At 32.4% G+C, this 26,896-nt stretch carries 29 protein-coding genes; 12 read left to right on the top strand and 17 right to left on the bottom strand.

The window, feature by feature from the left end; all coding sequences use genetic code 11:
* Window positions 1-84: 84 nt before the first annotated feature.
* The 9 genes from ACWA1B_RS07130 to ACWA1B_RS07090 form a co-directional block, all read right to left on the bottom strand.
* The gene (locus ACWA1B_RS07130) at window positions 85-762 is read right to left on the bottom strand and encodes a lysoplasmalogenase (protein WP_456905446.1); all 678 of its coding nucleotides are present in this window, start codon (window positions 760-762) and stop codon (window positions 85-87) included.
* Window positions 759-2,042 carry a sterol desaturase family protein gene (locus ACWA1B_RS07125; RefSeq protein ID WP_456905444.1) on the bottom strand — a complete coding sequence of 428 codons (1,284 nt, stop codon included), beginning with the start codon at window positions 2,040-2,042 and terminating at the stop codon, window positions 759-761. Before ACWA1B_RS07125 ends, ACWA1B_RS07130 begins: the two co-directional genes overlap by 4 nt.
* A 64-nt stretch (window positions 2,043-2,106) precedes the next feature.
* Entirely contained in the window at window positions 2,107-2,382 is a 276-nt protein-coding gene (locus tag ACWA1B_RS07120; protein ID WP_456905442.1) for an ATP-dependent Clp protease adaptor ClpS, read from the bottom strand.
* A gap of 32 nt (window positions 2,383-2,414) precedes the next feature.
* Window positions 2,415-3,248 (bottom strand): 50S ribosomal protein L11 methyltransferase, encoded by an 834-nt coding sequence (gene prmA / locus ACWA1B_RS07115; protein ID WP_456905440.1) that lies wholly within the window; start codon window positions 3,246-3,248, stop codon window positions 2,415-2,417.
* A 151-nt stretch (window positions 3,249-3,399) separates the two neighbouring features.
* Entirely contained in the window at window positions 3,400-4,152 is a 753-nt protein-coding gene (tpiA, locus tag ACWA1B_RS07110) for a triose-phosphate isomerase (protein ID WP_456905438.1), read from the bottom strand.
* Between the two features lie 48 nt (window positions 4,153-4,200).
* A complete protein-coding gene (locus ACWA1B_RS07105) occupies window positions 4,201-4,701 on the bottom strand; it encodes a TlpA family protein disulfide reductase (RefSeq protein ID WP_456905436.1) in 501 nt (166 codons plus the stop codon).
* A 306-nt stretch (window positions 4,702-5,007) separates the two neighbouring features.
* Window positions 5,008-5,664 carry a dienelactone hydrolase family protein gene (locus ACWA1B_RS07100; protein WP_456905434.1) on the bottom strand — a complete coding sequence of 219 codons (657 nt, stop codon included), beginning with the start codon at window positions 5,662-5,664 and terminating at the stop codon, window positions 5,008-5,010.
* Between the two features lie 136 nt (window positions 5,665-5,800).
* A complete protein-coding gene (locus ACWA1B_RS07095; protein WP_456905432.1) occupies window positions 5,801-6,922 on the bottom strand; it encodes a BT_3928 family protein in 1,122 nt (373 codons plus the stop codon).
* An 81-nt stretch (window positions 6,923-7,003) separates the two neighbouring features.
* Window positions 7,004-7,543, bottom strand: coding sequence for a DUF1599 domain-containing protein (locus tag ACWA1B_RS07090; protein WP_035648267.1), 540 nt, complete (start codon window positions 7,541-7,543; stop codon window positions 7,004-7,006).
* A 151-nt stretch (window positions 7,544-7,694) separates the two neighbouring features.
* Between ACWA1B_RS07090 and folP the strand changes: the two genes are divergently transcribed.
* Complete coding sequence (folP, locus tag ACWA1B_RS07085) at window positions 7,695-8,519, top strand: dihydropteroate synthase (RefSeq protein WP_456905429.1); 825 nt, start codon at window positions 7,695-7,697, stop codon at window positions 8,517-8,519.
* 48 nt (window positions 8,520-8,567) lie between these two features.
* Window positions 8,568-9,215, top strand: coding sequence for a hypothetical protein (locus tag ACWA1B_RS07080; protein ID WP_456905427.1), 648 nt, complete (start codon window positions 8,568-8,570; stop codon window positions 9,213-9,215).
* A gap of 40 nt (window positions 9,216-9,255) precedes the next feature.
* Here the strand turns inward: ACWA1B_RS07080 and rlmH are convergent, their stop codons facing one another.
* From rlmH to ACWA1B_RS07045, 7 genes are all read right to left on the bottom strand, one after another.
* A complete protein-coding gene (gene rlmH / locus ACWA1B_RS07075) occupies window positions 9,256-9,729 on the bottom strand; it encodes a 23S rRNA (pseudouridine(1915)-N(3))-methyltransferase RlmH (protein WP_035648259.1) in 474 nt (157 codons plus the stop codon).
* 91 nt (window positions 9,730-9,820) lie between these two features.
* Window positions 9,821-10,123, bottom strand: a complete 303-nt coding sequence (locus ACWA1B_RS07070) for an antibiotic biosynthesis monooxygenase family protein (RefSeq protein WP_456905425.1) — start codon at window positions 10,121-10,123, stop codon at window positions 9,821-9,823.
* A 96-nt stretch (window positions 10,124-10,219) separates the two neighbouring features.
* Window positions 10,220-11,635, bottom strand: coding sequence for an adenosine deaminase (locus ACWA1B_RS07065; protein WP_456905424.1), 1,416 nt, complete (start codon window positions 11,633-11,635; stop codon window positions 10,220-10,222).
* 213 nt (window positions 11,636-11,848) lie between these two features.
* Window positions 11,849-12,133 (bottom strand): GNAT family N-acetyltransferase, encoded by a 285-nt coding sequence (locus ACWA1B_RS07060; protein ID WP_456905422.1) that lies wholly within the window; start codon window positions 12,131-12,133, stop codon window positions 11,849-11,851.
* 4 nt (window positions 12,134-12,137) lie between these two features.
* Window positions 12,138-12,533 (bottom strand): OsmC family protein, encoded by a 396-nt coding sequence (locus tag ACWA1B_RS07055; protein ID WP_456905420.1) that lies wholly within the window; start codon window positions 12,531-12,533, stop codon window positions 12,138-12,140.
* A gap of 2 nt (window positions 12,534-12,535) precedes the next feature.
* Window positions 12,536-13,417: a pirin family protein gene (locus ACWA1B_RS07050; protein ID WP_456905418.1), complete on the bottom strand. Its 882-nt coding sequence runs from the start codon at window positions 13,415-13,417 to the stop codon at window positions 12,536-12,538.
* A 254-nt stretch (window positions 13,418-13,671) separates the two neighbouring features.
* The gene (locus ACWA1B_RS07045; RefSeq protein ID WP_456905416.1) at window positions 13,672-14,772 is read right to left on the bottom strand and encodes a DNA alkylation repair protein; all 1,101 of its coding nucleotides are present in this window, start codon (window positions 14,770-14,772) and stop codon (window positions 13,672-13,674) included.
* Window positions 14,773-14,975: 203 nt separating this feature from the next.
* Between ACWA1B_RS07045 and nadC the strand changes: the two genes are divergently transcribed.
* From nadC to priA, 5 genes are all read left to right on the top strand, one after another.
* On the top strand, window positions 14,976-15,833 hold the full coding sequence (gene nadC, locus ACWA1B_RS07040; protein ID WP_456905414.1) for a carboxylating nicotinate-nucleotide diphosphorylase: 858 nt from the start codon (window positions 14,976-14,978) through the stop codon (window positions 15,831-15,833).
* Between the two features lie 91 nt (window positions 15,834-15,924).
* Window positions 15,925-16,845 (top strand): YihY/virulence factor BrkB family protein, encoded by a 921-nt coding sequence (locus ACWA1B_RS07035; protein ID WP_456905412.1) that lies wholly within the window; start codon window positions 15,925-15,927, stop codon window positions 16,843-16,845.
* 5 nt (window positions 16,846-16,850) lie between these two features.
* Entirely contained in the window at window positions 16,851-17,276 is a 426-nt protein-coding gene (locus ACWA1B_RS07030; RefSeq protein WP_456905410.1) for a DUF2147 domain-containing protein, read from the top strand.
* 16 nt (window positions 17,277-17,292) lie between these two features.
* On the top strand, window positions 17,293-18,039 hold the full coding sequence (gene bla-B1-FLAV, locus ACWA1B_RS07025) for a subclass B1 metallo-beta-lactamase (RefSeq protein WP_456905408.1): 747 nt from the start codon (window positions 17,293-17,295) through the stop codon (window positions 18,037-18,039).
* Between the two features lie 26 nt (window positions 18,040-18,065).
* Entirely contained in the window at window positions 18,066-20,516 is a 2,451-nt protein-coding gene (gene priA / locus ACWA1B_RS07020) for a replication restart helicase PriA (protein ID WP_456905406.1), read from the top strand.
* Here the strand turns inward: priA and ACWA1B_RS07015 are convergent.
* The gene (locus ACWA1B_RS07015; protein WP_026729423.1) at window positions 20,513-21,211 is read right to left on the bottom strand and encodes a LytR/AlgR family response regulator transcription factor; all 699 of its coding nucleotides are present in this window, start codon (window positions 21,209-21,211) and stop codon (window positions 20,513-20,515) included. The two genes, priA and ACWA1B_RS07015, sit on opposite strands and share 4 nt — an antisense overlap.
* Before the next feature lie 178 nt (window positions 21,212-21,389).
* On the opposite strand from ACWA1B_RS07015, the gene rpsF reads away from it, so the two are divergent.
* From rpsF to ACWA1B_RS06990, 5 genes are all read left to right on the top strand, one after another.
* The gene (rpsF, locus tag ACWA1B_RS07010) at window positions 21,390-21,731 is read left to right on the top strand and encodes a 30S ribosomal protein S6 (RefSeq protein ID WP_026729424.1); all 342 of its coding nucleotides are present in this window, start codon (window positions 21,390-21,392) and stop codon (window positions 21,729-21,731) included.
* A 5-nt stretch (window positions 21,732-21,736) separates the two neighbouring features.
* The gene (rpsR, locus tag ACWA1B_RS07005; protein WP_002987043.1) at window positions 21,737-22,033 is read left to right on the top strand and encodes a 30S ribosomal protein S18; all 297 of its coding nucleotides are present in this window, start codon (window positions 21,737-21,739) and stop codon (window positions 22,031-22,033) included.
* A gap of 69 nt (window positions 22,034-22,102) precedes the next feature.
* On the top strand, window positions 22,103-22,543 hold the full coding sequence (gene rplI, locus ACWA1B_RS07000; protein ID WP_035648232.1) for a 50S ribosomal protein L9: 441 nt from the start codon (window positions 22,103-22,105) through the stop codon (window positions 22,541-22,543).
* Window positions 22,544-22,643: 100 nt separating this feature from the next.
* On the top strand, window positions 22,644-25,814 hold the full coding sequence (locus ACWA1B_RS06995) for a TonB-dependent receptor (protein ID WP_456905404.1): 3,171 nt from the start codon (window positions 22,644-22,646) through the stop codon (window positions 25,812-25,814).
* A gap of 99 nt (window positions 25,815-25,913) precedes the next feature.
* Window positions 25,914-26,387 (top strand): DUF6495 family protein, encoded by a 474-nt coding sequence (locus tag ACWA1B_RS06990; protein ID WP_456905402.1) that lies wholly within the window; start codon window positions 25,914-25,916, stop codon window positions 26,385-26,387.
* The last annotated feature ends 509 nt before the right edge of the window (window positions 26,388-26,896 follow it).

Genomic DNA, 26,896 nt, shown 5'->3' with positions numbered 1-26,896 from the left:
AAATTTAAAAGGTTTTTCCGTCACTGCTAACAGCTATCAGAGAAATGATTCTTAAGATTTAAAACATAGAAATCCTAAGGGATGTTAGTCCGCCTTTTTTGGATTCAGTTTTAATATTCCAATTACAATCAGATATTGTGCCACAAGATAAGTAAGCATAATGAAAAACGAACTTTTTTCAATTGGCGTGTAGAATTTGTTTATGGCCAAAATACTATCAGAAATGACAAATATTGCTGCTCCCGAAAAAACATATAAACTTCCTCGTTTTTCCCAAATTAAATAGCCATTAAAAGCAAATAAAAGCATAATTGAAATAACACTTGCATATACTATTACCGGAATTTGCAAATCGCCTAAATTGGGTAATAAAAACGAAAGCATTCCAATTAAATAAAGGGCAATTACAACACTTCCAATTCCAAAAAACAATAAGTTTCTCTTGACTTGTCTTCTATTCTGTTTGTTGAACAAAACGCAATAAGTAATATGTGAAATAAGAAAAGCAACCAATCCTAAAATAAAATAAATCTCACCTAAGTCGGTAAAAAGCAAAATTACATCACCTATCCATGAAAAAAGCAGCGCAAGGAGCAGAATGTCTTTTGTTGGGAATGTTCTGTAAAAATAAATTCCAAAACTTAATAGCGGAATTAAAATTGGTTTTAAAAACAAATCTAAGTTTTCATACCCCAAAAGTAAAACAATGAGGTATATGAGGCAAAATGCGAGGTAAATTTTAAAATAGGTAGCGTTTCTCATAAGGGGTTGAGTGAGTTTATGGTTTGGTTTTGGTTATTTTTAAAATCAACGTTTACAAAATATATTGTGGTTAAAAATGATAAACCTAAATAGGTTAAAATGACAAAATTACCTAATGAAAAAATAGCATTTAAGCCAAACCAGTCACTATTGTAAACTATAATTGCTGCAGCAATACTAAATCGGAATCCTTCCCACACGATGGCATATTTGCTTTTGTCCATTAACTCGCTGTAGCTATAGATTGTTATAAATATAAAAAATCCGTATATAAAAATGTTTGGCAAACCAATTTTAGCAATATTATCAAAAAGATAACTCACAAATAAAAGCGTAATGAAGACTTGTGCAACCGACCAATAAATGAGTTTTTGAGAGTTTTGAGTTCCATATTTTTCAAAGTCGAATACATTTTCGATTTTATTTACCGGATATTTTTCTTCAAAATTTTCTGGTCTCCAGCCAGTTGGTTTAAACCAAATTGTTAATTTGTCTTTCCAGTTTTCGGCACGCCAAGCATCTTTGATAAGAAGCGTTAAATGCTGAAAGTTGATTTTAATTGGATTCCAGGTATTTGCTGGTCTGGTAATTCCAAAAACTGGTGGAACTTCGTCCAATTCAGCTTGGAAAGTACCAAACAGTTTATCCCAAAAAATAAAAATCTGCGAATGGTTTTTATCTAAATATTCCGGGTTTATTGCGTGATGGACGCGATGATGTGATGGCGTCACAATAATATGTTCCAAAAATCCCATTTTGTTAATGTGCTTGGTGTGATACCAAAACTGCATAAATAAATGCAAAGGAAGCGTAATGGCAATCACAGAAGCCGGAACTCCCAAAAGTGCTGCAGGAATCAGCAAAAATGTAAACAGATTTACCAAGCTTGCAATTGGTTGGCGTAATGCACAGGCAAGATTAAACTCTTCACTGCTGTGATGAATAGCATGTTTGTTCCAAAGAAAATTGATTTGATGTGCTAAGCGATGGCTCCAATAACCATAAAAATCAATCACGAAAAAAGCGATGAAGTAGGAGAGAACACTTGGTTCTAAATGTTGTAAAGCAATTTTAGAAACCAGCCATTCATACGAAAGAAAAGTAATGCTAAGTCCCAAAACATCTTTTACCGAATTAGTAATTCCGGAACTGATGCTCGATACACTGTCGATTAAAGGTGCAGTGTCATTTTTTTTATAAATGCCGTAAATTTTTTCAATAATAATTAAGGCCAAAAAAATAGGCATCGCAATGATTAATATTTTTCCGTATTCTTCCATAAAAAAAGCATTCTATTTTATCCAAATATAGAATAAAATAGAATGCTTTTTAAATTATTTGCGATTAAACAATCTCGGCGCTCAATCCAGCTTCTAAAAGTTGTGTGCATTGCGGTTTTAACTTGTCAAGCGGACCCGTTTTTACAGTGCATTTTCCGTTGTAATGTACGATTAAGGAACATTGTTCTGCTTGTTCTGCGGTATGGTTGCAAACACGCATTAAAGTATCAATTACATGATCAAAAGTGTTTACATCGTCATTATAAACAATAATTTCGTTATTAAAAACTGTTGCTTCCTTCTCGCGAACTCTTTCTTTTACTTTTTCTTTAGTACTCATCTCATTTGGTTTTTGTACTTCGTAACTTGTGACTAATTTACGTATTTTAATGAAACCCAATTATTTCTTTGAAATTTTTTAACATACGTTAACCCTTTTTCAACGCAGGATGCATCAATAAACGGAATGTCTTCTTCGTAAAAACCGCTGAATAATATAATTCCTTTTGGGTTCAAAGAATCGACATACGCTTGCATGTCATTCAGTAAAATATTTCTGTTGATATTGGCAATAATCAAATCGTATTTGTTACCTGCTAGCAAAGCTGCATCGCCCTCATAAACGCTGATGTGTTTGCAATTATTGCGTTCGGCATTTTCGATAGAGTTTAAATAACACCAATTGTCAATGTCAATTGCGTCAATTGGTTCAGCTCCTTTCATTTCGGCTAAAATGGCCAAAATAGCAGTTCCGCATCCCATATCGAGTGTTTTTAAGCCTTTAACATCCATTTCTAATAAATGTTGAATCATCATGTGAGTTGTCTCGTGATGACCAGTTCCAAAACTCATTTTGGGTTCAATTAAAATATCAAATTCGGCATCTGTTTTTGGGTGAAAAGGAGCACGAACATGACATTTTCCGTCTACATCAATTGGTTCAAAATTCTTTTCCCATTCTTCGTTCCAGTTTACTTGATCGATTTCTTCAATGGTATATTCAATTTTAAATTCTTCAGACTGTAAAATATAAATATCATCCAGAATATTTTCGTCCCATAAATCTTTCTTCACAAAAGCCGAAATTCCGTTTTCTGTTTCTGTAAAACTTTCAAACGCTTTTTCGCCTAATTCTGCCACTAAAATTTCTGATCCTAGTTCTTTTGGCTCAATCGTAAAATGATATCCTAAATATATATTTGACATAAAAAAAATTTTTGCAAAGGTAAGAATAGAAAGCAGAAGTTGTCTAAAAAACTAAAAGAACATTCTTAATTTAAGAATAATTTAAAACATAAAAAAAAAAGCGACACATAATGTATCGCTTTGTATTTTAATCTGTGGCAAAAAATAAATCTTAGATAGCAGTTACAATAGCTAAGAAATCGTCTGCTTTTAATGCAGCACCACCAATTAAACCTCCGTCAACGTCTGGTTTAGAGAAAATTTCTTTAGCGTTGTCTGGTTTAACTGAACCACCGTATAAAATAGAAACTTCATCAGCGATTTGAGCTCCAAAAGCTTTACGGATAGTTTCTCTGATAAATTCGTGCATTTCCTGAGCTTGCTCTGGTGAAGCAGTTTCTCCAGTTCCAATAGCCCAAACTGGCTCGTAAGCCAAAACAATTTTCGACCAAGATTCTTTTGCAATATGGAAAACACCATCACGTAACTGGTTTTCAACAATATTGAAATGATTTCCAGATTGGCGATCTTTTAATTCTTCACCAAAACAGAAAATTACTGTCATGTCATGTTTTAAAGCAGTGTCAACTTTGTTTGCGATTAATGCATCAGTTTCGTGGAAAATAGCTCTGCGCTCTGAGTGACCTAAAATTACTGTATTAACGCCAATGCTTGTCAACATATCTGCCGAAATTTCTCCTGTAAAAGCACCACCTTCAGCTTGGTGAACATTTTGAGCAGATACTCCGATAGTTGTATTTTTTAATTTTGTAGCAGCAGCTTGTAAGTTTACAAAAGTTGGCGCTACAAATACTTGTGCATTAGTTTTTGCTGGAATTTTAGCAATTAATTCGTTTAATAATTCTTCAGTCTGTGCAGCATTTTTATGCATTTTCCAGTTTCCTGCAACAATCGATTTTCTCATTTTGGTAGTTTTTATTATTCTTTTAATTTTTTGTTTTTTAAGTAATTATTAAGCTTGTTTTAAACCTTTCAAAGCTTCGTTGATTTTATCAAAATCAGTTTCAATAGCACGGTAAAGCACTATATTTCCTTTTTTATCAACGATGATGTAACGGGGAATCCAATCTAAGTCGATCGCTTTTCCGAATAATCCTTTCATACCGTCATTCATCATGTAATGATCACCTTTTAATTCGTGTTTTTCGATTCCGGCTTTCCATTTATCAGCTGTTTTGTCAGCAGAAATGAATAAATAAGACACATCTGGATTATTGGCTTGCAATTCTTTTACTTTCGGCATTGCTTTTACGCAATCTCCACACCATGAAGCCCAAACTTCAATAACTAAAGTTTTTCCTTTGTATTTTTTTAAAATCTTGTCGAAGGCAACTTGTTTTCCATTTGAAGCCAATAATTTTTCAGACAAGGCTTCTTTTGAAAATTCTTTTTTCTGAGCCTGAGAGCATGAAAATGTAATAAAAGCTATAACGACTAGGGCTAATTGTTTCATATTATATTAAAATTATTTTTATTTAGTACTGAATTCACAAAGTTAAACAAACAAATTGAATGCCAATTGTACATTAACAAAATTTGAAGAATCGTTTATTTTGTAACAAAATGTGAAATTTGGGTTACAAAAAACAGAATGAAATCGTAATAGTTATGGCTAAAATCCGGTAAATTTTTAATTAGATTTTATAACGGATGAAAAAACAAGTAAAATTTTGATTTTAAGAATGGGTTTTTAACTAAAAAAAACGTCAGCTTTTCAATAAAAAAGCTTTCAATAATTTAATTTATGGAAGCATTATTTTTAATTCAAATCATAATTTCCATTTGCCCATTTTTTACTTGGAGCAATCCAGTTATCGGCAGCTTTATATAAAAATCCGTGTTTTAGATTTGTATTCAATTCGATTTCTTTGAAATGATTTATTTTCAGTTTTGAAGTTTCTTTTCTTTTAATTGCTGAAACACCGTAAATGTCTGATTTTTCATAAATCGTCAAAATATTTCCGCAAAAATTGATCTCCGGAGCTTGCTCAATATCACTATCTCTAAAACATCCAATAAAAACAAAATTCACATTTGAATTGGCTAAATAAGTTGAAACATATTGCGCAATATAACCGCCCTTTGAAGTTCCAATTACAGTTATTTTATCTGGAGAAATTCCTTTTTTTAATAATGTTTTTATTTGCTTTACAATTTTATTGGCATATTTTGCTGCATTAGTATTTTTACTTCTGATTTCGCTGTAAACAATAAAATTATCTTTTCTGAAAGAAGCCAGAATTTCGTTGTATTCAGCTTTTCCATATTCAGGATGTGGAACATTTAATGGATTTTGCTCTACATATGCATTGTGTAAGAAGAAAATGTAACGTTGATCTTTGTTGGTTTGAGCAGAAATCTGAATACTACAAAAAGTAATAAATAGTAGAATAGCAATTCTTAAGAATCGGGTCATAATTTAAATCGGTTTTGGAATAGTTTGTAAACCAAATATAAACAAACAATTGGTGGATTTAGTATTTTTCTTACGAAATAAAAACGCCAATATTCCTAAAAAAGAATATTGGCGTTTAATAGAATTATTTATGCTTTTAAATACCGTAAGCTACATCAGATAACTTTAAATCGTCAACATCATTATAATGCACTTTTTGAACGATAGTTCCTTTGTGTAAAACTACAATACTAGGATTTGCTCTTTCAACTGTTTTTAAAGCTGTTGCATCACAGAAATAAAAATCAACATTTAAACCATATTGTTTTTTAGCTTTTGCAATTTCTTCAGTTCCAGAAGCCGTCATTCCAATAACCTTATAACCTTTAGCTTTTGCATCTGCAGCAACTTTTGCTAATTTTTTCATTCCTTCAGGATTTGATAAAGCTAAATCGTAAGTAACAAAAAGTACTAATTTTGGTTCTTTCAATAATTCTTCTTTATAATCAGAATCGTCTTTTGTCATCGTGAAATCGTGAATTGGCGGTACAAAACCTTCAGTGATTACTTTGTCTTTTCTATCCACGAAAGTTGCACCTTCGGGAATATTCATTAAATCTTTTTCTGTAAATTCTTTGTCAACGCCGTTTACTTTGTAAATGAAAATCATTTCAACAACCGACTTTGGTGCGCCTTCCGGAATTTCCATTCCTTTCTCAATGTTTGTTCCTACTTTATACGGACGGAAATCTTTAATCGGATTATGGTTTAAAACCCAAACTGCCATGAAAACACATAAAACAATGCTTAACAAAGTAAGAATGTTGGTCACCATTTTTGAAAATAATGGTTTTACTAATTTTTTATTGATGAATAAAATCAGAATAAAGAAAAGCAAAACAACATCTTTTGTGAAGGATTGCCAAGGCGTTAAGTGTAAAGCATCTCCAAAACATCCGCAATCTTTTACTACATCAAAATAAGCAGAATAGAAGGTAAGGAACGTGAAGAAAACAATTAAAAGCAATAATGCCCAAATGGTCAATTTTGATTTATAGCCAACTAACAACATTACGCCTAAAACTACTTCCAGAATAACTAAAAAGATTGCCATACCTAAAGCCAATGGCTCTAAAAATGGCATATTGAAAACCGGCTCGCTGAAATATTCTGCTAATTTATAAGAGAAACCAACAGGATCGTTTAGTTTGATTAATCCGGAAATGATAAATAATACACCGACAAATAAGCGGGAGAATTGGGTAAGGATGTTTTTCATAACAAATGTTTAAGTATTAAAATTCTAAACTCCAAGTTTAGCATTGGAATCTGGAATTTCTTTTTTTTTTTTGAATTTGATTTATTTTATCGGATTTAGAATTAATGCAAAAACAGAGTAATTAATCATATCCTGATAATTAGCATCAATGCCTTCAGAAACTAAAGTTTTTCCTTTATTATCTTCAATTTGCTTAACGCGAAGGAGTTTTTGCAGAATCAAATCGGTTAAAGAACTCACACGCATATCACGCCAGGCCTCACCGTAATCGTGATTTTTCGCTTCCATTAAGTCTTTTGTCAGTTTTACTTTAGCGTCATATAATTCAGTTGCTTTTTCAACATCCAAATCTGGTTGATCAACAACGCCCAATTCTAACTGAATTAAAGCCATAATCGAATAATTGATTATTCCGATGAATTCTCCTTTTTCATCTTCATCAACTTTACGGATATCGTTTTCCTGTAAACTTCTGATTCGTTGCGCTTTTATGAAAATTTGATCGGTTAGAGAAGGAAGTCTTAAAATTCTCCATGCACTGCCGTAATCTTTCATTTTATTGATGAATAAGGTTCGGCAAACCGCGATAACATTATCAAATTCTTGGGAAGTATTCTTCATTTATATGCTGTATATTTGCTTAAATTTTTCCAAAAATAAGGATAATTTTTTAAGAGTTTCAAGTTTCAGGTTTTCTTTGTTCCAAGTTTTTTCTAAACAAAGTGTTAACGGTTATAACTTGAAACCTGAAACAAATAAAACTTGAAACAAAATGCTGATTAACTGCAAAGGCGAACTTATAGATTTATCAATCCCTAAAGTGATGGGGATTTTAAATGTTACGCCAAATTCTTTCTTTGATGGAGGAAAATATAAAAACGAAGACGAAATTATTTCACAAGTCGACAAAATGCTTTCCGAAGGTGCGACTTTTATCGACATTGGAGCTTATTCAAGCAAACCAAGTGCCGAATTTGTTTCGGAACAAGAAGAAATTGACAGAATTGTTCCAGCCATAGAATTGATTTTAAAGCATTTTCCGAAAACATTATTATCAATTGATACTTTTAGAGCAGAAGTTGCAAAAGCAAGTATAGAAAGTGGCGCAGCAATTATAAACGATATCGCTGCAGGGGAGTTAGATGACAAAATGTTTGATGTGATTGCAAAATATAATGTTCCTTACATTATGATGCACATGCGCGGGAATCCACAGACAATGCAGAGTTTGACACAGTATGATGATATTGTAAAAGAAATACTTTTTTATTTTTCTGAAAAGGTAAAAAAGGCGAGAAGTTTAGGAATCAACGATTTGATTTTAGATCCAGGTTTCGGTTTCGCCAAAACAACGGATCAAAATTATGAAGTGATGCAGAAAATGGAACTTTTTAATTTATTAGAATTGCCTGTTTTAGCAGGGATTTCTAGAAAATCGATGATTTATAAAGTACTTGATATTACAGCTCAGGAAGCTTTAAACGGAACAACGTTTTTGAATACAATTGCTTTGACAAAAGGTGCTAAAATTTTGCGTGTTCATGATGTGAAGGAAGCTGTAGAATGTGTTGCTTTATATAATAAATTGTACATTTAATTCCCTAGTTTCTCGGAATGACAAACCGGGTTTAGAAAAATTATAAAAATGAAATACTTTACCTTAATTATTGCTTTTCTTCTGTTTTCCTGCGGAGAAAAAAAAGACGTTTTACTTCCAAAATCAAACGTTACAATTGTAAAAGACGTTCAGGATCATTCGCCAATTTACATCTTTTTCAAAACGGAAGGAAAAGACACAATTGCAGATGTAAATCGAAAAAACAGCATCATTTCGACCAATTGGATTTTCAATATCGACAAACGTTTGCCATTGAAATTAGTAATTCCAGAAGTAATAAAATTACAGGAAAAAAAACGTGGCGACAGCGCACACAAAAACGAAAATGCACAAAATTATTATTCTTACGCTGATTCAATCGGAAAGAATTTAGCTTTTTTACCTTTCACGAAAGTGTATTATAAAATGGAAATTGCAAATAACAGAAGCCAGCTGTATTTTAAAAAGAACGGAATGGTGAAATACAATGGAAGAAAAACCTATGATTTTCCAAAAAGTAATTTAAAACCATTTTTAGATAGTTTAGTTATCAATCCAAAAGCTCAGATCACATTTTCATATGATAAAAATCTGAGTTATGAAGAATATATTCAATGTAAGGTGTTAGTGAAAACTATAATTGATAAAAAGATTCCGTTTGTCTTTATAAATGAAGACGAAGAATTTATTTTTTAGAAACTGCGATTAAACAATTAAACAAATTAACGATTAACAGTTACTGATGATGATAAGGTTCATTTCTTAAAATTGTAAATCCACGGTATAATTGTTCGATAAAAAACAAACGAACCATTTGGTGCGAAAACGTCATCAGCGAAAGCGAAACTTTTCCTTGCGCTTTTTTATAAACGGTTTCAGAAAAACCATAAGGACCGCCAATTACGAAAACCAACGTCTTTACACCAGAATTCATTTTCTTTTGTAATTCTTCAGAGAAACCAACACTTGAGAAAGTTTTCCCGTTTTCATCCAACAAAATTAATTGATCGGTTGCAGAAAGCTTTGAGAGAATCAATTCGCCTTCTTTTTCCTTTTGCTGGCTTTCAGACAAGTTTTTTACATTTTTGATATCAGGAATAATCTCCAAATCAAATTTGATGTAAAATGACAAACGTTTGGTATAATCGTCAATCAAAGTCTGAAGCGATTTATTATCTGTTTTGCCTATTGCGATAAGTTTGATGTTCATGTGATGCTTTTTTTCTTTTTGCCACAGATTAAAAGGATAAAAAAGGATTTTTAAAAATAATCTGTGAAAATCTTTTTAATCTGTGGCAAAACTATTTTTTATTTTCAAAAACGGTTTCAAAATGTTCTACAACAGGAAACGGTTGATAATAATGATGCAAAATCTTTTTCCATTCTAAATACGCTTCAGAATTTCTAAAACCGATTGTATGATCTTCCAACGTATTCCAATCGACCAACAAAAGATATTTATTTTCGACTTCCAGACATTTTTCTAAACGATGTCCTAAATAACCTTCGATCGATGAAATGTATTGACTTGCTTTTGTGAAATCAGCTTCAAATGTTGATGCTAATTCTGGTTTTATAAAAAGATATACGGCTTCTAGAATCATATTTAATTAATTTTTTATCTGCCAGATCTGCTAAATCAGCGGGAAAAAAAATATACTCTCGCAGATTTAGCAGATTTGGCAGATTTTATGTTTTTATTAGTTTTTAGAAAACTTCGATTCAAAAACTTTAAATCTATTATCAAGATCTTTAATTAATTGTTTTTTAACTGATTCATCCTGAATAAAACTATAATTGATACTGTTGTAAACATATTTTTTTATTGTCCCATACGAAACGTCTTGATATCTTTTTGCTAATAAAACATATTGCTCGGTCATATTGCTTCTTAAAATTCCTGCATCATCAGTGCTGATTACAATTGGCACATTGAATTCTTTGTAAAGTGTAAACGGATGTCTGTTTTCTTTTACTTTCAAAATGAATTCATTACTTGCTAAATTAATCTCAATCGGAATATTATTTTTCGACATATATTTCAATAAATCATATGAATTTGCTTCGTAAGCGATGTCAACTCCATGGCCAATTCTGTTAGCTCCTGCAACATAAATAGCATCGTTAATATGCCAGGTTAATTCTTCGGGCTGAACCAAACCTAAAGTCAATTCGCCTGCATGAAGCGTGTATTTTACATTCGGAAATTTATCGTGGCAGTATTTAAACATAACCATGTGAAGCCAATAATCTCTCATAGAAGTTTGTCCATGTTCTGGAGAAACGATGTTTACGCCGGCAGTTAATTTGCTTTCGCTTGATGACATAAAAGCAATAACCAGATTTTTGAATAAATCTACTGGTTCCATAAAGCGCAATACAAAGTTTTGATAACGCATCGTGAATTTTTCGTCATCAATTTTAAAGTCTTTGTGAAGTTTTGCTAAGAAATTAGTATTGAAATCTTCGGCGTATTTTTTGGCATCTTTTTTCTGAAGCGATTTGTATAAATCGTCTAAAAGTTTTAGAACAGCTTTTTCATCTTTTTGCGCTGATGCCTGACGCAATTTTAAATTAAAATCCGATAAATCTGAAACATTCATATCACACGGAATGGTTGATAATTGTGTTTCGATATAAATTACATTTTCGGCAACGGCACGCTTTTTCAATTCGAGCATTCCTTCAGCAAAATGACCAGGAATTGTCGGCTCAAATTTCATAAACGAATCAAAAAACAAATCATCAGAAGGAACAGAACCATTATAATCTTTAGCCGACCAAGTTTGCATGATTTGCTGTTCATAATAATCCAGTTTTTCGAGTTTTTTTATACTATCGAAATTTATCCAGTTTCCTTTTTCAGGTTTTGTTTTTGAAACTGCCAAAGTTTCTAAATTAAGATAAAAGTTTTCAGAAATGGCTCTTTCTAAAAGTGGTTCTGCGTAAATTGATCCTGAAAAATGGTGGTGTAAATCGCCTCCTTTTGGCATTTGTTGAAAAAAAGCTGTTAAGAGAGCTTCATTATTTCTGATTTTTTCTAAATAACTTTCAGCCGATTGAGAAAAGCCGATTTGTGCTATAAAAATACAGAAAAGCGTAATTATCCTTGTCATACTCTAAGTTTAAATTACGCGCAAATATACGAGTTTTCGGAGAAATTTGAAAATTGAAATTTGTTACGTTGATTTTAACCGCAAAGAACGCAAGGTTTCTTATATACTAAAACTTAATATAAACGCAAAGTTCACAAAGCTTTATCTAAAAAAAAACTTTGCGAACTTTGCGTAATCCTTTGCGTGCTTTGCGGTTAAAAAAGCTTAGCCCCTTTAAGAAAAAAGTACATCATGTATTTCAGGAACCTTATCAAAAACGCTTTTAGCAAAAGGACAAAGTGGAATAATTTTTAAATTATTAGCCCTTGCATATTCTACCGAAGCCATAACCAGTTTTTTGCCAACACCTTTTCCGTTGAATTCTGGGCTTACTTCAGTGTGGTCTATGATGAATTTTGAATCTCCAGCCCAAGTATAGGTCATTTTTCCGGCTTGTTTTCCATCTTCTACAGCTTCAAAATAGCCTCTTCTTGTATCGTTTATTTGTTGAATTTCCATGTTTTTAAATTAATGTGGTTTTGATTTCGATTGAATGTGTCAGTGTTTTGTGAATTGGGCAGTTGTTTGCAATTGTTTCCAATCTTTGTCTTTGCGTTTCGTCAACTTCGCCGATTACTTCAATTCTTCTGGTAAATGAGGTACAATTTCGCTCTGAATCTCTTTCAAAGTCAATTTTTATATTGATTTCTTCGACGCTCCATTGCTTGCGATTAATGTACATTCGTAAAGTAATCAATGTGCAAGAAGCCAATGATGAAGCCAAAAGCTCTGTCGGATTTAAACCTAAATTTTTCCCTCCAAGTTGTTGCGGTTCATCTGAAATTAAAATATTTCCGCTTGCCGAAGTAATTTCCGTCCTATATAAACGCGTATCTATTTTTGCTGAAATTGTATCCATAATTATTTGATTCTTGGTTCAGGTAATGGAACAAATTCGGTTTCTCCCGGAACTTTTGGGAAAGTCTGTTCTGTCCAGTCTTTTTTGGCTTTTTCGATTAATTCTTTATCCGAAGAAACGAAGTTCCAAAATATAAAATGTTCTTCAGGAAATGGTTGTCCGCCAAAGATGTAAACGGTAGAGTTTTCAGAAATTTCAAATTCACAAAGAGAAGCTTCAGTTGTAATTAAAATTTGTCTCGGATCATAAACATGTTCGCCGTTTTTGATACTTCCCTCTAAAATATACAAACCGCTTTCGCCGAATAAATGGCTTCCAATATTGATTTTCTTTGCTTCTTTACTTTTAATTTCGATAAAATAAAGCGGACTATAAACCGGAACTGGTGATTTTTTTCCAAAAGCTTCTCCGGCGATTAATTTGTACGAAACGCCATCTTCTTCCCAAGCCGGAATATCATCTGCTTCAACATGCGTAAAATTCGGATCCATTTGCTCCAATTCTTTTGGAAGCGCTACCCAAATCTGCAAGCCGTGAAGCATTTTGTCTGAATCTCTTAAGTATTCTGGAGTTCTTTCAGAATGTACGATTCCTTTTCCGGCTGTCATCCAGTTTACGGCGCCGGGCTTTATTTCTAATTCGGTTCCTAAACTATCGCGGTGCATAATGCTTCCTTCAAACAAAAAAGTCAATGTTGAAAGTCCGATATGCGGATGCGGCGGAACATCCATATTTTCATGATCACTTAAATGTGCAGGTCCCATATGATCGATAAATACAAATGGCCCGACAGCTCTTTTTTCACGGAAAGGCAATAAACGACCTACCATAAAATTGCCAATATTGGCTGAGCGTTCTTCGATAATTAAACTGATATTTGACATCTGGTATTTTAATTTGATTTGAAAACAAAATTACAGTTGTGATAGAAATCTGTAACTTAATTTAGATTAAGAAAAGTTGTTTTTGGATTTTTGAATTATAAAAGTAAGGAAAACCTCCGAATAATTTATTTCATTTTTGTTATTGTAAAGTGAAGTGTATTTTTGTCAGACTGAGCGAAGTCGAAGTCCCGCATGCTGAATCACTTTGCGAGACTTCGACTTCGCTCAGTCTGACAACACTAAAGATATTCTGTTTAATCAATCAACTCAAACTCCAAAACTTCACTCTCTGTCCCATTAATAATAATCGACAATTGATGAATTCCAGTATGAAAAACTCTCGTTGTAATCAATTTAAAAGACTGATTTCTTTCAATCTTAGTCAATTGATTCGGATGATAAATTTTCTCACTGATTTTAAAGACTTTTTTTGCTAAATGTCCTTTTGCTTTTTTGTAATGAACTGCATATTCTAATCGAATCGTTTTAGCTTCTTCGTTTTTATTATTTAAATGAAAATGAAACTGTAAATAATCTCCAATTTTCACAATAGGTGTTTTAATTTCAAAAGAAGAAAGTTCAATATTGGTGCTTTCTAAACCATAATGACTTAAAATTTCAGGATGACCTTGTTTTAATAAAGTTCTGCATCCGTGTTTTATAATTCCTTCAGTTTCTTTGCTTTGACCTTTCCATTTATTAGCAATTTCTAATACAATTTGCGGATTATCTTTTGCAATATCATTTAAGTTATTTGCAACGCTTCGGCGGACATATTCTGAAGGATCATTTTTTAAATTCTCCAAAATGGGAAGGATAGAAGAGGGATCTTTTTTGAGAAAAGGAATCGCCATTGCCCACGGTAATCTCGGGCGCGAACCTTCGCTGGCTAATCTTCTAACATGATGATTTTCGTGTAAAGACCATTTTACCATTTCATCAATCATTTGTTCTTTATATTTTAAAATAAAAGGGCGAACGGCAAATTCACAGCTTATAAACTGTGTTATCGATACAAAGGCTTTCGCCGAAGTTTTAAAATCGTCTAAACCATATATTTCGATATAATCAGCAAAAAAGATGAAAGCCAAATTGCTGACTCCAAAGTTGTTTTTCTTCAGATTTTCGATGATTTTATCAATTGTGGCAACGGCTTCGGGAAAATTTTGAGGCATAAATTGGTGAAACACAACTGTTGTATGTTTCATTCTTTCTTTCCATTCTTTTTGTGCAAAATCGCCTTCGTAAATGGCTTCAATAAATTTTTGCTTGTTGAATGTTGGATGCACTTCGGCGACAGCCTGACTAAATTTTTCGTAAAAAGAAACCGAATAAATATCTTTAATTAATCCCATGATTTTGTTTAAATGAACCTCAAAGATATTTAATCCAACGCTTATTAAGGGAGTAAGTTTTGTTAAGAATTGTAACTTTTTTTTTCTGAATATTTTAATGGTTAAAAAAGAAAATTTTAATGTTTTGAAAAATTTTTCATGTTAAGTAAACTTTCAAATCCATAAAATATATCCTAATTTAGCATATTATTAAAAACAGAAAAATGATAAGCGAAGCGCAATTTCAGGCAGAATTACAACTTTTGATAAGCAATGCCATAAGAGAAGATGTTGGCCCGGGCGATTACAGTTCATTGGCTTGTATTCCAGATACAGCTCACGGTCAGGCTAAATTATTAGTAAAAGATCAAGGGATTATTGCGGGTGTTGCCTTGGCGAAAATGATTTTTGAATTTGTTGACCCAAAATTAAAGATAAAGACTTTTATCGAAGACGGAACACATGTAGAATATGGTGATGTTGTTTTTGAAGTTTCAGGAAGTTCGCAGTCTATTTTAAAATCTGAAAGAGTGGTTTTGAACACCATGCAACGTATGTCGGCAATTGCAACAAAAACCAATCATTTGATGCAACTTTTAGAAGGAACGGGCGCTAAAATTTTAGATACACGTAAAACAACTCCCAATTTTAGAGTAGCTGAAAAATGGGCAGTAAAAATTGGCGGAGGCGAAAATCACCGTTATGCTTTGTATGATATGATTATGCTGAAAGACAATCACATTGATTTTGCTGGAGGAATTACGCTTGCAATAAAGAAAACAAAAGAATATTTAAAAGCCAATAATTTAGATTTGAAGATTATTGTTGAAGCCCGAAACCTTGATGAAATTCGTGAGATTTTGTTAAGCGATGGCGTTCACAGAATTTTGATCGATAATTTTAATTATGAAGATACTAAAAAGGCTGTGGATTTAATTGGCAAAAAATGCCAGACAGAATCTTCGGGAAATATCAACGAAAAAACAATTCGCGAATATGGTCTTTGTGGTGTAAATTATATATCTTCAGGAGCTTTGACGCATTCGGTTTATAATATGGATTTGAGCTTAAAAGCGTTTTAGTTAAGTTATTAGTTTTGAGTTATAAGTTATGAGTTGAATTTTGTGATCTAAAATTTAAACTCAGAAATCTAAAATCTAAAATCAAATAAATATGTCGCAAGAGATAGAAGCTCGGATTGAGAAACTGCCTGTGGTACGCTCTTTCGCCCGACTTTTAAAGAAAATAAAATTGCCTTGGCTGGAAGGTTTTTCGCTGTATGACTTGATCGAAATGTACGTTATCGGTATTATTGATGGCGCATTTTCTTATCATGCGAGTGCGGTTTCTTTTAGCTTTTTTATGGCTTTGTTTCCGTTTGCTTTATTTATTTTAAATTTAATTCCCTTTATTCCGATTGATAATTTTCAGGAAGATTTTCTTCAGTTTGTACAGCAAGGAGTTCCTCCCAATACGTATGATGCTATCAGCAAAATTATCAGCGATATCTTAAATAATAGTCACTCGGGATTATTGTCAACCGGTTTTTTTCTTTCGATTTTTTTGATGGCAAATGGTATTAACGGAATCTTGAGTGGTTTTGAATCCTCTAAACACGTTTTTGATAAACGCGGATTTTTGCATCAATATCTGGTGGCGCTGGCAATTTCACTTGTTATGACTATAATATTATTTGTAACCGTGGCAACGATTGTCGTTTTTGAGGTATTTATTCAAAAAACAATCATTCAGGATGTGCTTAGTGACAGGATTCCGCTGATTATTTTAGGCCGATATTTGTTTGTTGTTTTGATGATTTTGATAACATCTTCAATATTATTACGTTATGGTACTAAGCAGTACAATAAAGTGCCTTTTATAAGCATTGGATCTGTTTTTACAACGGTGTTAATTGTTATATCTTCGTTCTTTTTTGGGATTTGGGTTATAAAATTTTCAAAATATAACGAACTTTACGGTTCAATTGGGACATTATTAATTCTAATGTTTTACATTTGGATAAACTGTATGATTCTGCTTTTAGGGTTCGAATTGAATGCTACTATCAGAAAATTAAAACAAAAAAAAAAATAAATAGTATGAAAAATTGGATGTTAGCAATTGGTGTTTTTTTCTTCGCAATGAGTATTCAGGCTCAAAGTGTTATTGGAAAATGGAAAACAATTGACGATGAAACTGGAGAAGCAAAATCAATCGTAGAGGTTTACGAAAAATCGGGAAAAATTTACGGTAAAGTAGTAGAAATACTTCGTGAGAATCACAAAAAAGATGTTTGCTCTAAATGTGACGGCGCTGAAAAAAATAAACCAATTTTAGGAATGGTTATCATTAATGGTCTTAAAAAAGACGGAAGTGAATATAACGATGGAACTATTTTAGACCCGACAAATGGTAAAAAATACAAATGCTACATCACTTTAGAATCTGCTGATAAATTAAAACTTCGTGGTTACGTTGGAATCTCTTTAATGGGAAGAACACAATACTGGACACGAGTGAAATAATTAATTCAAAAAATACATGCGAAAATTAACTTCGATAATTTTATTCTTAGTTTTAGTTTCAAACAGTTTTGGACAATCTAAGAATTCGCCATTACAAATAAGTCATCTTACAGGTGACTTTTATGTTTATAAAACGTTTCATGATTATAAAGGAACGATGATTTCTGCCAATGCCCTGTATCTGGTTACAGATAAAGGTGTTGTTCTTTTTGATGCTCCTTGGGACGAAACGCAATTTCAGCCTTTGTTGGATAGTATAAAGACAAAACATAACAAAGAAGTTGTAATGCTTTTTGCTACGCATTCTCATGATGATCGCGCAGGAGGTTTTGATTTTTATAGAAAAAAAGGAATTAAAACGTATTCTATTAAGTTGACGGATGATATTCTTAAAAAAGAAAAGAAACCGAGAGCTGAATTCATAATTCCTAATGATAAAACTTTTACTGTCGGGCAGCATGCTTTTGAGGTTTATTATCCAGGAAAAGGACATTCGCCAGACAATATTGTGGCTTGGTTTGATAAAGAAAAAGTGCTTTATGGAGCTTGTTTTATCAAAAGTGCCGATGCTCAGGATCTTGGTTATTTAGGCGACTCCGATGTGAAAGAATGGAAAACATCTATTAAAAAAGTACAAACGAAATTTAAAAGTCCAAAGTATATTATTCCGGGTCATGAAGATTGGACAAATACTCAATCTTTAAATCATACTCAGAAATTAGTTGATGAGTATTTGGCTCAAAAATCTTCAGGAAAAAAATAATTTTCCAAATCATATAAAATTGTTGCATGTTTTTTATCGAAGTTATTTTACCGCTTTCCTTAGCAAAAACGTTTACCTATCGAGTTTCTGAGGCCGAATATCATTTCATTAAAAAAGGAATGCGAGTGGCGGTACCTTTTGGTAAAAATAAAATTTACACAGCACTAGTTTTAGACATTCATGAAAATGCGCCAACATTATATGACGCCAAAGAAATTCATGAGATTTTAGATGAAAAACCAATTGCAACAGAAACTCAGATAAAACACTGGCTTTGGGTGGCTAATTATTATATGTGCGGAATTGGCGATGTTTATCGTGGTGCCTTTCCAAGTGGATTATTATTAGAAAGTGAAACAATAGTTTCGCATAAACCAGAAGTTATTGTAAATGATAGCGAACTTTCAGATGATGAATTTTTGGTTTACGAAGCTTTACAGCATCAAAGTTCATTGAAGGTTCAGGAAATTGCTTCAATTTTAAATAAAAAAAACATACTTCCGGTTCTTCAAAAATTGATAAGCAAAGATATTATTGTTTTAGAAGAAGAAATAAAAGAAAGCTACAAGCCAAAATTGGTTCGGTATGTAAAACTGCATTCCAAATACGATTCTGATAATGGTTTAGCAGAATTGCTTGAAGTATTAAAAAGTGCCAATAAACAAAAAGAAATTGTTTTGGCTTATTTTCAGCTTAATGCCTCAGAAAAAAAGCCAATCACAGTAAAAAAACTTACTGAAATCGCTAATGTGACATCAGCAGTTGTAAAGGCTTTAATCGAAAAAGAAATCTTTGAAGAATATTATTTACAGCACGATCGAGTTTCATTTAATGGAATAAAATCAGAAAAAGAACTTCATTTAAGTGAGGCTCAGGAAAATGCTTTTAAAGCTATAAAATCGAGTTTTTCTGAAAAAGAAGTTTGTCTGCTCCATGGTGTTACTTCAAGCGGAAAAACAGAAATATATATCAAATTAATTGAAGAATATCTACAGACGGGAAAACAGATTCTGTATTTACTTCCTGAAATTGCATTGACGACTCAATTAGTTTCTCGTTTACGTCTTCATTTTGGCGATAAAGTGGCTGTTTTTCACTCCAAGTACAGCAATAATGAAAGGGTTGAGGTTTGGAAACAAACACTAGAGAATTCTGAGAAAGCACAAATCGTAATAGGAGCGAGGTCGGCTTTGTTTTTGCCTTTTAATGATTTAGGATTATTAATTGTTGATGAAGAACATGAGCAGACTTTTAAACAAACAGATCCTGCGCCGAGATATCACGCAAGAGACAGTGCAATAGTTTTGGCTAATTTTCATAATGCCAAAGTTTTATTAGGTTCAGCAACGCCAAGTATTGAAACTTATTTTAATACACAAAATGATAAATACGGTTTAGTAACGCTTACAGAGCGCTATAAAAATGTTCGTATGCCTGAAGTCGTTTTGGTTGATTTGAAAGACAAACATTTCAGAAAAAGAATGACTGGGCATTTTAGCGATCTTTTACTTGAAGAAATTGCAGAAGCTTTGTCTTTAGATGAACAAGTTATTTTATTTCAAAATAGAAGAGGATATTCTCCTATAATAGAATGTTTGACTTGCGGACACGTACCTCATTGCCAACAATGCGATGTGAGTTTGACTTTTCATAAGTTTAAAAATCAATTGCGTTGTCATTATTGTGGTTATTCGATTGCAAAACCAACGAATTGCCACAGTTGTTCAAGTATTGATTTAACGACAAAAGGTTTTGGAACCGAACAAATAGAGCAGGAGTTAGTTTCTCTTTTTCCAAAAGCAAAAACAGCGCGAATGGATCAGGATACAACCCGCGGTAAATTTGGTTTCGAGAAAATCATTGATGCATTTAAAAATAGAGAAATTGATATTTTGGTCGGAACACAAATGCTGGCTAAAGGTTTGGATTTTGATAACGTAAGTTTGGTCGGGATTATGAATGCTGATAATATGTTGCATCATCCAGATTTTAGAGCTTTTGAACGCAGTTTTCAAATGATGACTCAGGTTGCGGGAAGAGCTGGAAGGTCAGAAAAACAAGGGAAAGTTGTGATTCAGACATACAATCCAAATCATAATACAATTCAGCAGGTTACCAATCATAATTATATAGGTATGTATAAGGAGCAATTATACGACCGCCAAATCTATAAATATCCGCCTTATTTCAGAATTATAAAACTTACTATAAAACATAAAGATTTTGATAAATTGAAAGAAGGATCAATGTGGCTGTATCAGGTTTTGAGCCAAAATTTGAATATGCCAGTTTTAGGTCCGGAAGAACCAGCGATAAGTCGAATCAGAAATGAATATATCAGAACTATATTAATTAAGATTCCGCAAAACCTGCATTTAGGAAACACAAAAAAAACTATTCAGAAGATGTTGAATAGTTTTGAAGCTGTTGCTCAATACAGAGCTATAAAAGTTGTTGTGAATGTCGATTTCTATTAAGACGAAGTAGATAATGCTTTAACTAAATCTTCTTTTTTGTTTCGGCTTAAAGGAATTTTTGTAATTCCGATTTCGGCAAATTTACTGTTAAAGCGTTCTACCTTATCAATATTAATAATATAGGATTTGTGCACACGAATAAATTTGTCTTTTGATAAATCGTTTTCAAAAGATTTCATTGTTGAAAGTACCAAATTGCTGTCATCCTCAGTAACTACTCTAACATAATCTCCAAATGCTTCGATCCATTTAATTTTAGCAGTAAAGATTTTTAGTTTTTTAAGATTACTTTTAATGAAAATATGTTCTCCTTCTTCTTCTTTGACTTCTTTTTTAAGTAAGTGCATATCGATCGCCCTTTTGACAGAAGCGTTGAATCGATCAACAGCAATTGGTTTCTGCAGATAATCAGTGGCATCATAGTCAAAGGCTTTTAAAGCATACTCTGCTTTAGAAGTGATAAATATAATTTGTGGTTTTGATTTTAGTCCGTCAAGAAAGTCAAAACCATTGATAACAGGCATTTCGATATCAAGAAATATTAAATCGATATTATTTAAAGAGATACAGCTTTTTGCTTCTATTGCATTAGAAAAGTCCCCGATTAAGTGCAAACCTGGGTGATTATTAACTAATTTTGCAATAATGGTCCTCTGTATAGAACTATCATCTACAACAACACAGTTTAGTTTCATAACATTTAAATTTAGAATAAATTCAGGATAGCATTAGTAAAAGTATTATTTTTTTTGTAAAAAAAACTAAACTGAGCATATATTTTTTGCAGTATGACGAATAAAAGCAAAAATGTGTTGTTTATTTAAATTTTATGATTACTTTTGCACCCAATTTTAACAAATAAATATTGTATTTATGAATCATTATGAAACTGTTTTCATTTTAAATCCCGTTTTATCTGAGGTTCAGGTGAAGGAAACAGTAACGAAATTTGAAGAATTTCTTACTAGTAGAGGAGCTGAAATGGTATCGAAAGAGGATTGGGGTCTGAAAAAAATGGCTTACGAAATCCAAAACAAAAAAAGTGGTTTTTACCATTTATTCGAATTCAAAGTAGCTGGAGAAGTTCTTGTAGCTTTTGAAACTGAATTTAGACGTGACGAAAGAGTTATGCGTTTCTTAACTGTAAGTTTAGATAAACATGCTATTTCATGGGCGGAAAGAAGAAGAGCTAAATTAAAATCTACTAAAGCGTAATTATTATGTCTACAATCGAACAATCTGCAAAAGGAAAAAAAGACGGAGATATCAGATATTTAACGCCTTTAAACATTGAAACTAACAAAACTAAAAAGTATTGCCGTTTCAAAAAATCAGGAATCAAATACATCGATTATAAAGATGCTGATTTCTTATTGAAATTTGTAAATGAGCAAGGAAAAATTCTTCCTCGTCGTTTAACTGGAACTTCATTAAAATACCAAAGAAAAGTTTCTGTAGCTGTAAAAAGAGCTCGTCACTTAGCTTTAATGCCATACGTGGCCGATTTATTAAAATAGTATAAAAAAAATCTAGTCGCTGGTTTCTGCTTGATCAGAACCTAACTTCTAAAATATAAGGACAACAACATGGAAATTATTTTAAAACAAGACGTACAAAACCTAGGGTTTAAAGATGATGTAGTATCTGTAAAGCCTGGTTACGGTCGTAACTTTTTAATTCCTCAAGGTTTTGCTACTTTAGCAACTCCTTCTGCTAAAAAAGTTTTAGCTGAAAATCTAAAACAAAGAGCACACAAAGAAGCTAAAGTTGTTGCTGATGCTAAAGCATTAGCTGAAACTTTAAAAGCTCTTGAAATTAAACTTACTGCAAAAGCTGGTGGAGAGAAACTTTTTGGTTCTATCACTAACATCGACATTGCTGAAGCTTTAGAGAAATCTGGTAATGCTATCGATAGAAAATTCATCACTAGCGGTGTTGTAAAACGTTTAGGAAAATACAACGCTACAGTTCGTTTACACAGAGATGTAATCGTTGAATTAGCTTACGAAATCGTTGCTGAAAAATAACATTTTGTTAGCTTATTGTTAATAAAATATTGAAATCACTCTTCGGAGTGATTTTTTTTTGCCTAATTTCGAGTTTAATAACTAACTCAAAATCAGGAAAATGAAAAAAATCTTTGCATTAATACTACTTGTGCTTGGGCTTACTGTAGTTACTGGGCAAACTACTACCTCGAGTATTAAAGGTATTGTTAAAAGCTCTTCGAATGAGCTATTACCAGGTGCTGGTATTTTAGCAATCCATACACCAACTGGGACAAAATACTCAGCCATTTCGAATGAAGATGGAAGGTTTAGTATTTTAAACATGAGAATTGGAGGACCTTATAAAATTGTGGTCACATTTGTAGGTTTTCAAGATCAGGAGTATACTGATGTATATCTGGATTTAGGGAAGCCTTTTAATATGGATGTTTTGTTAGCAGATCAAAGTCAGACGCTTGAAGAAGTCAAAGTTACCGCTAAAGATAAAGTTTTTAAGAGCGGAAAAACAGGAGCAGAAACTACGATTGGTAGAAGAGAATTAACTGCGTTGCCAACAATTTCGAGATCTGCCGAAGATTTTACTCGTTTAGAGCCAACAGCAAGTGGAGGATCTTTTGGAGGAAGGAATGATCAGTATAATAATTATTCCCTAAATGGTGCCGTTTTTAATAACCCTTTTGGTTTGGATGCAGCAACTCCCGGCGGACAGACAGGAGCGCAGCCAATTTCGTTAGATGCAATTGAGCAAATTCAGGTTGCTACGGCTCCTTATGATGTTACTTTATCTGGTTTTACTGGAGCATCTGTAAATGCGGTTACAAAGTCTGGAACCAATGAAATTCATGGTACAGCTTATGCTTTTTACCGAAATCAGGATTTAACAGGAAGTAAGGTGAAAGGAGAAAAAATATTTGTTCCTTCTCTTGAGCAAACTCAGGCTGGATTTAGTTTGGGAGCGCCAATAATTAAAGATAAATTGTTTGTTTTCGGGAATTTTGAGATTGATAAGCGAAGTGATTTAGGGTCTAACTTTGTTGCAAATAATAATGATGGAGTTACCGGAATCAATGAATCAAGAGTTTTGGAATCTGATTTAATCGCTGTTTCGAATGCTTTGGCAAACTTAGGTTATAATACAGGTGCATATCAAGGGTTTAAGCATGAATCTAATTCAAGTAAGGGAATTATAAAAGTGGATTGGAATATTAATGACAATCATAAATTGGCAGTAATTTATAATTTTCTTGATGCTTCAAAAGATAAGCCTGCTCACCCAACTGCGCTAGGGTTTAGAGGTCCAAATGCTTCAATATTGCAATTTCAGAATTCAGGATATCAGATCAATAATAAATTAAGTTCTTTTTTATTAGAGCTGAATTCAAAATTCAGTGAAACGGTTTCGAATAAATTACAGGCGGGTTATACTCATTTTAATGATTATAGGGATCCATTTTCAGTTCCAGCACCCGTTATAAATATTCAGGATGGAGCGGGGTCAAATTATATAATTGCAGGTCACGAGCCATTTTCAATAAATAATACTTTAGATCAAAAAGTAATTCAGATTACTGATAATTTAACTTATGCTGTTGGTAAACACGTGTTTACTTTTGGCGGTTCATTTGAGAAATTTGCATTTAAAAATTCATTTAACCTTGCTGGGTATGATAATTTCACTAACCCTAATGGTTATGCAGGAACATTCTTTACTCCATATTTTACTGTACAAGACTTTTTAGACGACGCTGCTAAACCTTTTGCGACTAGTATTATTGCTCAAAATCTTCAATATGCTCAGAATACTTATGATGCAAAAAGTCAGTTTGCAGTAGGTAGTGATGGAGGTTGGAAATTAGCCGAATTAAATGTAGGTCAATTGGCTTTTTACGCACAGGATGATATTAGTGTAAATGATGATTTTAAGGTTGCAATAGGATTGAGAATTGACAAGCCTTTGTATTTTAATACAGCAGATTTGATTCAAAAATACATTGATACTGATAATGGGGGTGCAGGTAGAGACAATAGTATAGATTATTATGACCCACAGACTGGTCAGGAAGTAAAATTGATTTCGACCGATTTGCCTAGTGATAAAATTCTTTGGTCGCCTAGAGTCGGTTTTAATTGGGATGTAAAAGGAGATGCTACTTCTCAGCTTAGAGGAGGAACAGGGATTTTTACAGGAAGAATTCCGTTTGTTTGGTTAGGAAATCAGGTCAGCGGTGCTGATGATAGCTTTTTGCAGATTATGGATCCGAGTTTCAAATGGCCACAAGTTTGGAGGTCTAGTTTAGGGTATGATCATAGATTTGAAAATAATTATATTGTGACGCTTGATTTTGCTTACAATAAAGATATAAATGGGGTACATGTTCAAAATTGGGGATTGAAACCTCCAACCGGCACTTTGGCTGGTGTTGACAATAGGTTGATTTATACAGCGGCAGACCATGGAGCAAATAATGCTTATGTAATGACTAACTCTGATAAAGGAAATGCTTTTACAGCAACGGTAAAGGTGCAAAAGACTTTTGTAAATGGTTTGTATGCAAGTGTGGCTTATAATTATTTGAAATCGCAAGATGTTAACTCAATTGAAGCAGAAATCACTGGAGATGCATTTGCGTTTAATCCTGCTTTGGGAAATGTAAATAATGATGTTTTATCTAATTCAAAATATGGAGATACACACCGTTTTATTGGCGTTGCATCAAAAAAATGGAAATATGGAAAAGACAAATGGGCAACTACGGTTTCTACTTTTTTAGAATATGCTCAGGGAGGACGTTATAATTATACTTATGGTGGTGATATAAATGGAGACGGTTCTTCTGTTAATGATTTGATTTATATTCCTACAACTGCTCAAATTGGTCAAATGAATTTTAGTGCGCCAGGTCAGGCTGAAGCTTTTGATAAATTTATTTCTCAAGATAAATATATGAGGGATAGAAGAGGGCAATATGCAGGTCGTTATGGTGCAATATCGCCTTGGAGAGGAAGATGTGATCTTAAATTAATGCAGGATTACAATTTTAGAGTTTCTTCGGCATCTGAAAAAACAAATACAATTCAGTTCAGTATAGATGTTTTGAATTTTGGTAATTTAATAAATTCTGATTGGGGTGTTGTACAAGTACCTACAAGTGTTCAGCCAATTGGTGTGACTGTTGCAGGAAATGTGCCAACATACACTTTTAATAATACGCTTGTAAAAACATATAATTATGATGCAAGTTTGACATCGAGATGGCAAGCGCAATTTGGTATCAGGTACATTTTTTAGTACAATAAAAAAAGTCTTAAATTTGCCCTCGCGTTTGCGGGGGCTTTTTTTTTGTAAAATTTCAAAAGTCTTTGCACCGTTTTAAACTTGATAAAGAAAATGAAATACACAAGATTAACAAAAGAGCAATTTGATGAATTGCATGCTGAATTTGCCAGTTTTTTGGCGACACAAGCAATTGATAAAGCAGAATGGGATTCTCTTAAAAAAAACAAGCCAGAAGTTGCTGAGCAGGAATTGGATGTTTTTTCAGATTTGATCTGGGAAGGTGTTTTGTCAAGAGCTGAATTCCTGGAACATTTTTCTAAAAATCATATTTTCTTATTTCAGTGTTTTGAAACGCATGTTCAATCTATCGTGTTAAAGTCGTTAGTGCCGGAAACTGATTTTTTGACTCAAGAAGGTTTGCAGTGGTTGAGTGATAATATGTTTACAGAAACAATTGAGATGAAAGTTGGTAAAAAAGTATTTACTGAAGATCGAAACGTTTCAATTTTTGAATTAATTCAGCAAGGTGCTTTTTTAAGTGATGGACAATTATTTAAACAGATTAACACAATTATCCAATCATAGTAAGCAAAAACTATTTAAAAATAAAAAAAGGTTGAACAATTTGTATTTGAATTGTTCAATCTTTTTTTATTTTTTTAACATTTGTTTAAGTTTTAAAATTTTTATTACCACGTACTTTTACGTATTTATTTAAGATTTCTTAATATTTTAAGATTTTTGTATTTAAATTTTTAGTTTATAATTTTTTTTTGTTTTTATTGTTAAATATACATCGTTTTAAACTTATTTTTATAAGTTTTTTCTTTCTTTTTTAAAATTTAATATTAGATAAACGTATTTTTTACACACTTTATAAAGTGCTTTTTTTGCCCTAAAAACACGGTTTTTTCTTATATTACTGGCTTATTTTGCTTTTTAATCTGCTTACAGTTCGAAAAAAAAATAAGAATATTAGGTTGCTTTTTGTTTTTATTTTATATATTTTTGAAAGAGAAATGTTAAACAAAATGATTTGGCCCTGTTTTGATAATTCTATTTTTGCAGTGTTTTGTTTAATTTTTTGTTTTAAA

The organism is Flavobacterium xizangense, from assembly GCF_054075145.1.
The sequence above is the reverse complement of the archived record's forward strand: the minus strand, read 5'-3'. Positions and strand labels throughout refer to the sequence as shown.